This is a genomic window from Marinobacter sp. UBA5687, from assembly GCF_002420325.1.
Lineage (GTDB): Bacteria > Pseudomonadota > Gammaproteobacteria > Pseudomonadales > Oleiphilaceae > Marinobacter > Marinobacter nauticus.
Window position 1 is genome coordinate 1 of record NZ_DIHV01000149.1, and the last position, 8,433, is coordinate 8,433.

Consider the following 8,433-nt stretch of genomic DNA (forward strand, 5'->3'; position numbering starts at 1 on the left):
TACCAATCCATTTTGCGTCTTTGACGATGCCCTGACGGCCATCTTCGAGGGCGACCTGAATGAGCCGCTTAAGATCCGGCAACGACCTTGGTCGCGGCGGCTGCCGAGTGCTAGAGTGGGCGATCTCATTGGCTGGAGTGAGAGGCAGTGGCCCTGATCCCGGCTCCAACCTGAACAGTAATGTCATAAGGAGTGTTTGGTGAAATCCCAATCCTGGCTCTGGTCTCTGATAGCGGTGTTGGTGCTCGCCGGCGGTTCTTATGGGGTTTTTGTTCTGTTTGGGGAAGAGCCCTTGCCGCAGGGAATCGTCTATGGCAATGGCCATATCGAGGGGCGGGAAGTGCGGATCGCGGCCGAAGTGGCCGGTCGGGTCATCGAGCACCATCTCGCGGAAGGCAGCAAGGTTTCGGCTGGCGACACGGTAGCCGTGATCGACCCCGCCGATGCCAGAGACCGCCTGCGCTCGGCACAGGCCGAGCTGGCCTCGGCGCGGGAAGTCCGTGACGGCTTCGACAGCCAAATCACCACCTGGCGTCATCATCTCAAGAATGCCGAGAAACAACGGCAGCGGATCCGGGACTTGCGGTCCCGCAATCTGGCCAGCTCGAGTGATCTGGATCAGGCGGAAAATGCCGTCAGTGAGGCCCGGGGCCGACTTGAGTCTCTCCAGCGGCAGAAGGATGCCGCCGAAGAACAGGTGGCTGCAAGGGCGGCGCAGGTGGCACTGGCTGAATCGCAACTGGACAAAGCGGAGGTTGCCGCGCCGCTCTCCGGAACCATCCTGATCCGGGCGGTGGAGACGGGAGAGGTTGTCGATACCGGCCAGCCGCTGGCCACGATGGTGAATCTGCAGCAGCTCGAACTCAAGGTCTATGTCCCCGGTGATATCCTCAACCGGATCAGCTTGGGGGATCCCGCCAGAATCCGCGTGGACGGTTTGCCCGGGGACTTTTCCGCCAAAGTCGGCAGGATTGACGATTTCGCCCAGTTCACCCCCCGCGATGTCCACATGCCCGACGAGAGAGTTCGGATGGTCTATGGCGTTACCCTGGTGCTGGATAATCCGGCCGATGCTCTGAAACCGGGTATGCCGGCAGATGCCTGGATTCGCTGGGATCCGGACGCCGAGTGGCCAGCGACCCTCTCGGTTCCGGCGCGCTGAGCCGTCATGTCTTCCCCGGAACCCATCGTCGCCAAAGGCCTTGGCCGCCAATTCGGAGACAATGTTGTCATCGAGCCACTGGATGTTTCCGTTGATCGCGGCCAACGAGTGGGCATTGTCGGTGCTGATGGCGCTGGCAAGACGACGCTGTTACAGATGTTGGCTGGCATCCTGGACCCCACTGTGGGGGAATGCCGGGTCCTGGGCTTCGATACCCGTCGTGAGGCCAAGCAGGTTGCTGCCCGGATTGGCTATATGTCCCAGGGATTTACGCTTTACGATCGACTCAGCGTCAAGGAAAACCTGAGCTTTGCCGCTCGCATCCGGGATGTGCCCGACGAACTCTATCGGGAGCGTTCAGAAAGGTTGCTATCCATGTCGGGGCTTGGCCGCTTTACTGACAGGCCCGCCGCCAAACTGTCCGGTGGCATGCAGAAAAAGTTGTCGCTATGTACCAATCTGGTCCATGAACCGGAGCTGCTGATCCTTGACGAACCGGGGCTCGGCGTCGACCCCCTGTCCCGGCGCCATCTCTGGACCATGCTCGACCGCTTCCGGTCGCAGGGCCTGACCATGGTTGTGGCTACCTCCTACATGGACGAGGCGGAGCGCTGCGACAGGATACTGCTGCTGGAACAGGGCCGCGTTCTTGCGGATGGGTCGCTGGAAGAGCTGCTGAGGCCCGCCGCCGGAAGGGTGTTCACTGTAAATGCTGGAGATACCGGACGAGGCTTGCGGGAGTTGTCCGGCATCCTGGCTCAAATTGACAGCGTCCATTCAGTGCAGTGGTTGCCGGATCACCTGCGACTGGTGATGAACGCGGACATCGCTGAAAACCAGCTCGCCGAGTTATTGCCCGAGGGAACCCACCTGGCGGCGGCCGAGCCCCGGCTCGAGGATCTGTTTGTGCTGCGGACGGACAGGAGGGCCGGCGAGCAGCAGTTTCCGGAATTGGCCCGGCAAGACAGGGGAAAAGAGGAAGGGCTGGTGGCCACCGGCCTGAGCGTCCGCTTCGGACATTTCAAGGCCGTTGACCGGGTGAGTTTCGAGGCGCCATCTGGCGAACTGCTTGCGTTGCTGGGGCCCAACGGGGCGGGCAAGACAACCCTGATCAGGGCCTTGTGCGGGCTGGTGGCCATCGATGAGGGCAACGCCCGGGTGGCCGGGGTGAGCTCCGGCGGGGGTAGCACCGCATTGCGCCGGCAAATTGGTTATATGTCACAACGGTTTTCACTCTATCTGGAACTGACCCCCTGGGAGAATCTCCGCTTCTTTGCCAATGCCTACGGCCTGGCCGGAGGCGCGGCGCGGGCTGCGATCGACTGGGCCAGGGAAGTAACGGGGCTGACAGATATTCCCGACAAGCTCACCGGTGATCTTTCAAGTGCCTTGCGCCAGCGTCTGGCGCTGGCCTGCAGCCTGCTTCACCGGCCCCGGGTCTTGTTCCTTGATGAGCCCACCTCGGGTGTCGATCCCGTCGCCCGGTACCGTTTCTGGCGGGTTATCCGTGAGCTGGCCGCCAGCGGTATGACCGTGCTGGTCACTACCCACTACCTGGAGGAAGCGGCCTATTGTGATCGTTTGGCGTTAATGCTGGACGGGCGGCTGCTTGCACACGGTAGCCGATCATCGCTGAATCATTCGCTCGGCCTCGAAGCCGACGCCACGGTGGAGATGCTCTTCACGGCGGCCATAGAACAGGCGGGAACGGCCAATTCCCGGGCGTTGGGACCATGAAGGCTCATCGGCTTGGAGCCCTCATCGTCAAGGAAAGTCGCGAGCTGATTCGCGACCCGGTTACCATTGCGTTGGCCGTGATCATGCCGCTGATCATGCTTTTTCTGTTCGGCTATGCGGTCAATCTGGATGTGGAACAGGTTGCCGTGGGCATTTACGATCTGGACAACACGCCGGCAAGCCGCGACCTGTCAGCCCGTTTCGACAGCTCGCGGTATTTTCAATTAGAGCAGAAAACGACCGATCTCCGCGATCTGGAGTCGGCACTGCAAAGCTCGACCATCAGCATGGGCGTGGTGATTCCAGCCGGCTTGGCCCGGCAACTGCTCAGAGGCGACGAGGCGCCTGTCCAGGTGATCGTGGACGGCGGCTATCCTGTTCTGGGTCGATTGGCATCGGCCTATGCCGAGGCGGTAATCGCAAATTTCCCCGCCCCGCGTCAGAGCGCCGTCCGGGTCCAGGCCAGGGTCTGGTTCAATCCCTCCCTGCGCAGCGTCAATTTCGTCGTCCCCGGGTTATTTGCCGTGATCCTGATGGCGTTCCCACCCCTGCTGACCGCCTTGGCGATCGTGCGTGAGAAAGAGACCGGTACGATTGAGCAGATCTATGCATCGCCGGTCACCTCAACCGAGTTTGTTGTCGGCAAGCTGGTGCCCTACGGTCTGGTGGCTTTCCTGGAGATTCTTATGGTCATGGTGGTGGGGTTTGCCTGGTTTCAGGTCCCCATTGCCGGCAGCCCGATACTGCTGCTGACGTCCGCTTTCGTTTATGTGCTGACCACGGTGGGTATCGGCCTGTTGGTCTCATCCCTGGTCCGTACCCAGTTGGCGGCCATGTTGATAACGCTGATTGTCACCTTGATGCCGTCGTTTTTGTTTTCCGGTTTTCTGTTCCCTCTGTTCACCATGCCTCTTGCCCTGCAACTGTATAGCTGGCTTTTCCCTGCCGGTTATTTTATGGAAATCTCCCGGGGCATCGTACTGAAATCAGCCGGCCTTGAAGCCGTTCTGCCAAATCTGATGATGTTGATCGTCTATACGGTCCTGGTATTTGTCTTCGCGGCCTGGCGAATGAAGCAGAAGGTGGCCTGATGGGAATTGCCTTATTTGGTTTGTTGCGCAAGGAGCTCGTGCAGTTCTTTCGTGACCGGTTGATACTGACCCTGATACTTTGGCTTTACACCATTGAAGTCGTCATTTGTGCCGTTGCGCTCAGTTTTGATGTAAGCCACCTGCCCCTGGCGGTGGTGGACGAGGATCGCAGCGCCTTGAGTCGCTCGTTGATCCAGAAATTTGCGGTGAGCGAAACCTTCGACCTGAAATTTCAGGAAACCCGTGTGGCAACCGCCACTGACCTCCTGGAGAAAGGCGATGCCACCATGGTGTTGGTCGTTCCCGCCGGGTTCGAAGGTGCTCTTCTCGCTGGCAAGAGTGCTCAGCTCCAGTTGCTCCAGGACGGCACCAATTCCAACATTGCCGCCAATGCCGTCAATGATGCTCTGCAGATCGTCCAGCGCCAGGAGCGCGAAGCGCTCCCTGCTGCCGGGAAGAAGGGGGTCGCGGTACCCCTGATCCGTATCTGGTATAACCCCGATCTGACAACATCGGGTTTTATCGTGTTATCGATGATTGCTCTGGCCGGTATGATGGTGGGCGTTATTCACCCGGCCGCCTCTATTGTCCGGGAAAAGGAGCGAGGCACTATCGAGCAGCTGCTGGTGACGCCCATTTCCACCCTGGAACTGTTCCTGGCCAAGGTCACACCCACGCTGATCATGGGCGTACTGTCCATCTTTCCGAGTTTGGTGATTGTCAGAGTCTTTGATGTGCCCCTTCAGGGCAGTCTGCTTTTATTTCTGGTGCTGACCGCCATCTTTTTGCTCAGTGCGATTGCGCTGGGCGTACTGATTGCCGCCTACAGCCGGACCCTTCAGCAGGCGTTGCTGCTCTCCTTTTTCGGACTTTTCCCGCTGATGTTCCTGTCGGGCAGTTTGACGCCGGTAGAAGCCATGCCGCCTTTCCTGCAAAGCCTCTCCCTGCTGAGTCCACTGCGTTATTACATGGATATCATCGTCGGTATTTTCCTCAAAGGCGCCGGCCTGGCGGTTCTCTGGGATGAGGCTCTCGCCTTGCTGGTAATCGGTGTCACGCTGTTTATTTTCTCCCTTTGGGTCTTTCGACGCCGGGTACAATGAGATCGGTTGGGTGAGTGCCTGACGTTTGTCGCTACACGGCCAAGAGGATACGGCGCATAGGCATCAGGATTACCGTGATTATTCATTTTCATCAGTAACCTGAATCAATGGGATGGACTCCTCCTCACCTCACCGGCATCTACGTGCCAAAATGGTGAGTGATTTGGCGAGAGTCAGTGGGGCGATTTCATCCATGAACTCAACCATCATCCCTGTGTTGATTTTGCCGAGCGCAAACCGAACAACCAGCTGCATGTCGTCTACGATGGAACCCATTGGTCTCTTGACGAGTTAATGGAACTGATCAAAACCCACGGAGGCGGGTTGCAGGCCGGGTGGTGGACCCAGCGGAAACTGGCGTGGTGTCGGTTTACAGACGACAATGTTCGGGCAAACGCAAAACATGATCCGTTTTGCTGTTCCAAAATCCCACCTATGAAGCGTAAATAGAAACGACAATAACCGGAGGTTGAATGAGCAGGGAGCAAGACAGAACCACTCGCTATCAGGAAGGCAGTCTCACCCTGCCAGGAACCGTCATGCTGGGTACCGGCGTCATGATAGGCGCTGGTATTTTTGCGTTGACCGGACAGATGGCACAGATGACGGGCGTTCTGTTCCCCCTGGCGTTTCTGGCGGCCGCCGTGATCGTCAGCTTCAGTGCTTATTCCTACATCAAAATTTCCGATGCGTACCCGTCTGCGGGCGGTATCGGCATGTACTTACACAAGGCCTACGGAAACCGGCTGCCGACCGCATTTAACGCCTTGCTGATGTACTTTTCCATGGTGATCGCCCAGAGTTTTCTGGCCCGCACGTTCGGCTCCTACACCATGCAGCTCTTCGGTGGCGACGAAAGCGGGCGAATGGTGCCCATTCTCGGGGTGTCACTGATCCTGGCAGCGTTTCTCATAAATCTGCTGGGTAACCGGATGATTCAGGGTGTGGCTTCCTTTATCGGCGTCCTGAAAATCGGCGGCATACTGATTTTCGGGTTGGTGGGGGTATGGGTCGCCGACTCCATATCGGTTGACTTCTCGAATCCCGGAGAGGCCGGAACTGTGGGCAACTTCCTTGGAGCAACCGCGCTCGGAATTCTAGCTTTCAAGGGCTTCACCACCATTACCAACAGCGGCTCCGAAGTAATAGACCCCAAGCGGAACGTAGGACGGGCGATCATTATTTCCATTGCAGCCTGCGTGGTGATCTATACGTTGGTTGGTTTTGCTGTTGCCAGCAACTTGTCCCTGGCCGAGATTATCGAGACACAGGACTACTCCCTTGCCGCCGCCGCCCGCCCGGCACTGGGGGAGTACGCCGTGTGGTTCACCGTTGCCATTGCCATGATGGCTACTGCCGGAGGCATTCTGGCCAGCATTTTGCGGTGTCCCGGATGCTGGCGATGCTGACGGAAATGAAACTGGTCCCCCACCGGCATTTCGGCATGCCAGGCAGTATTCAGAAGCACACCCTGGTTTATACAGTGGTCCTGGGGCTGGTCCTGACGGCCTTTTTTGACCTCTCCCGGATTGCTGCGCTGGGTATCGTGTTCTACCTGGTAATGGATGTTGCGATTCACTGGGGTGTTCTTCGTTATCTACGCGAAGACGTGAAGGCCAGCGCCTGGGTGCCAGTCATGGCCATTTTGCTGGATTTGCTCGTTCTTGGGGGCTTTGTGTGGGTCAAGCTGAATACGGACCCGTTTGTCATCGGTGTTGCGGTGGCCACCATGATCGTTATTGCAGTGGCAGAGCAGATTTTTTTGAAAAAGTCCGAGAATTCCCGGCAATCGGGAGATGAGGAATCTCATGCTCATGATCACCATTAACCGGCATTCGACGTGGAGGGCAGTGCTATGATGGAAGATAATATGTTTGGCAACACCATGTGGGCAGGGCACTGGCTGTGGATGCTGGTGATTGCCATTGTAGTTGTGATTCCGGCCTGGCGTATTTGCCAGCGTACCGGGTATCCGGGCTGGATGGGCTTCCTGATACTGATTCCCATCGTCAATCTCGTATTACTTTATTTCATAGCGTTCAGTGACTGGCCAAGCAACAGAAACAATGACGGGAGATCTTGATGAACAGTACGAAAACACAGGCACCGCAAAGGCAAAGGGACCTTGAGCTGATTGTGCCGGGAATGGGGTCAGACCACTGCGCCGGCATTATCAACAAAACGATTGGCCGCTTGGACGGAATCGACCAGATAGAGACTAACATTGCCAAACATAAGGTGAGTGTTCGCTCCCTTGCGTCGGGGCCTGACGGGGAAGCCTTAAAACACGCTGTGGAGGGTGCCGGTTACGATGTGGCCTCCGTGAGGGAAGTGGGTGGCAGGACTTTCAGGGTCACGGTACCCGGAATGGGGTCCGACCATTGTGCGGGTATTATCAAGAGTACGCTTGCGCGACACGACGGCGTGCAGACGACGTCAACCAACATAGCCAATCACACAGTGAGCGTGGTAGTCGGCTCGGATGGGCCGACAGAAAATGAGCTGAAAGAGCTGATAGAGGGCGCCGGATATGATGTTGCTGCTGTCGCTCTTGAGGGAGATGCCAGTCAGGAGGAGGACTCGGCCGTTGAAGAGGCCTATCTGAAGCTTGCATTACGCAGGTTCTGGATCGCTGCGGTACCGACAACACTGATCATGGTGTTGATGATGTTTCATATGTTCTGGCAGCCCATTCCGGGGTATCTGGCTATTATTGCAGTGCTCGGCTTCCCGGTAGTGTTTTTTTATGGCGGTGCCGCTACCCACAAGGCTTCCTGGCGTTCACTGAAGAATGGCACCTTCAACATGGATGTGCTCATTTCCATGGGCAGCCTTCCCCCCTACCTGATTGGTCTGGTGGGCTTTGTCTATCCGATGACCTCTTTCATCGAAATGGCCGTTACCATCATGACCTTCCATATGCTTGGTCGGTACCTGGAAGCAAAAGCCAAGGGCAAGGCCTCGGAGGCCATCCGGAAATTGCTCACCCTCGGCGCTAAGACCGCCCGCGTGGAACGGGAAGGGGAAGAGGTCGAAATTCCCGTGAAGGATTTGGCTCCAGGCGACATCATGATTGTCCGGCCCGGTGACAAGGTGCCCACTGATGGTGAAGTGGTGGATGGTGAGAGTCATCTGGATGAATCCATTGCCACTGGCGAGTCTGTCCCGGTATACAAAAGCACGGGAGACACGGTTATTGGTGCCACCATCAACAAGGAAGGTCGCCTGAGAGTCAAGGCTACCCGTGTTGGTGGTGATACCTTTCTGGCCCAGGTGGTGAAACTGATCGACGAGGCTCAGGGCTCCAGGGTGCCAATCCAGGAGTTTGCTGACCGCATGA

The 8,433-nt window shown here is 57.5% G+C and carries 6 protein-coding genes and 2 pseudogenes; all 8 read left to right on the forward strand.

Translation table 11 applies throughout. The features are described from left to right. Positions 1-199 precede the first annotated feature (199 nt). Positions 200-1,162 carry an HlyD family secretion protein gene (locus B3Y70_RS16185; protein WP_008172531.1) on the forward strand — a complete coding sequence of 321 codons (963 nt, stop codon included), beginning with the start codon at positions 200-202 and terminating at the stop codon, positions 1,160-1,162. Positions 1,163-1,168: 6 nt separating this feature from the next. Continuing rightward, positions 1,169-2,899 (forward strand): ATP-binding cassette domain-containing protein, encoded by a 1,731-nt coding sequence (locus B3Y70_RS16190; protein ID WP_136631410.1) that lies wholly within the window; start codon positions 1,169-1,171, stop codon positions 2,897-2,899. Continuing rightward, positions 2,896-3,990 (forward strand): ABC transporter permease, encoded by a 1,095-nt coding sequence (locus tag B3Y70_RS16195; RefSeq protein WP_286894525.1) that lies wholly within the window; start codon positions 2,896-2,898, stop codon positions 3,988-3,990. The genes B3Y70_RS16190 and B3Y70_RS16195 overlap by 4 nt, the downstream gene beginning before the upstream one ends. Beyond that, a complete protein-coding gene (locus tag B3Y70_RS16200; protein WP_008172526.1) occupies positions 3,990-5,093 on the forward strand; it encodes an ABC transporter permease in 1,104 nt (367 codons plus the stop codon). Before B3Y70_RS16195 ends, B3Y70_RS16200 begins: the two co-directional genes overlap by 1 nt. 165 nt (positions 5,094-5,258) lie before the next feature. Next, positions 5,259-5,543 (forward strand): annotated as a pseudogene (locus tag B3Y70_RS17635) (hypothetical protein); the annotation flags it as partial. Positions 5,544-5,566: 23 nt separating this feature from the next. Next, positions 5,567-6,921: pseudogene (locus tag B3Y70_RS16205) on the forward strand (APC family permease). Between the two features lie 27 nt (positions 6,922-6,948). Then, positions 6,949-7,176 (forward strand): hypothetical protein, encoded by a 228-nt coding sequence (locus B3Y70_RS16210; RefSeq protein ID WP_008172241.1) that lies wholly within the window; start codon positions 6,949-6,951, stop codon positions 7,174-7,176. Further along, positions 7,176-8,433: heavy metal translocating P-type ATPase (locus B3Y70_RS16215; protein ID WP_288590105.1), on the forward strand; the 1,258-nt coding region annotated here is incomplete at its 3' end. The genes B3Y70_RS16210 and B3Y70_RS16215, both read left to right, overlap by 1 nt.

Excerpts from the sequence above, each read along its gene's own strand:
- B3Y70_RS16190 (WP_136631410.1), top strand. The coding sequence starts at position 1,169 with ATGTCTTCCCCGGAACCCATCGTCGCCAAAGGCCTTGGCCGCCAATTC.
- B3Y70_RS16195 (WP_286894525.1), top strand. The coding sequence starts at position 2,896 with ATGAAGGCTCATCGGCTTGGAGCCCTCATCGTCAAGGAAAGTCGCGAG.
- B3Y70_RS16200 (WP_008172526.1), top strand. The coding sequence starts at position 3,990 with ATGGGAATTGCCTTATTTGGTTTGTTGCGCAAGGAGCTCGTGCAGTTC.
- B3Y70_RS16210 (WP_008172241.1), top strand. The coding sequence starts at position 6,949 with ATGATGGAAGATAATATGTTTGGCAACACCATGTGGGCAGGGCACTGG.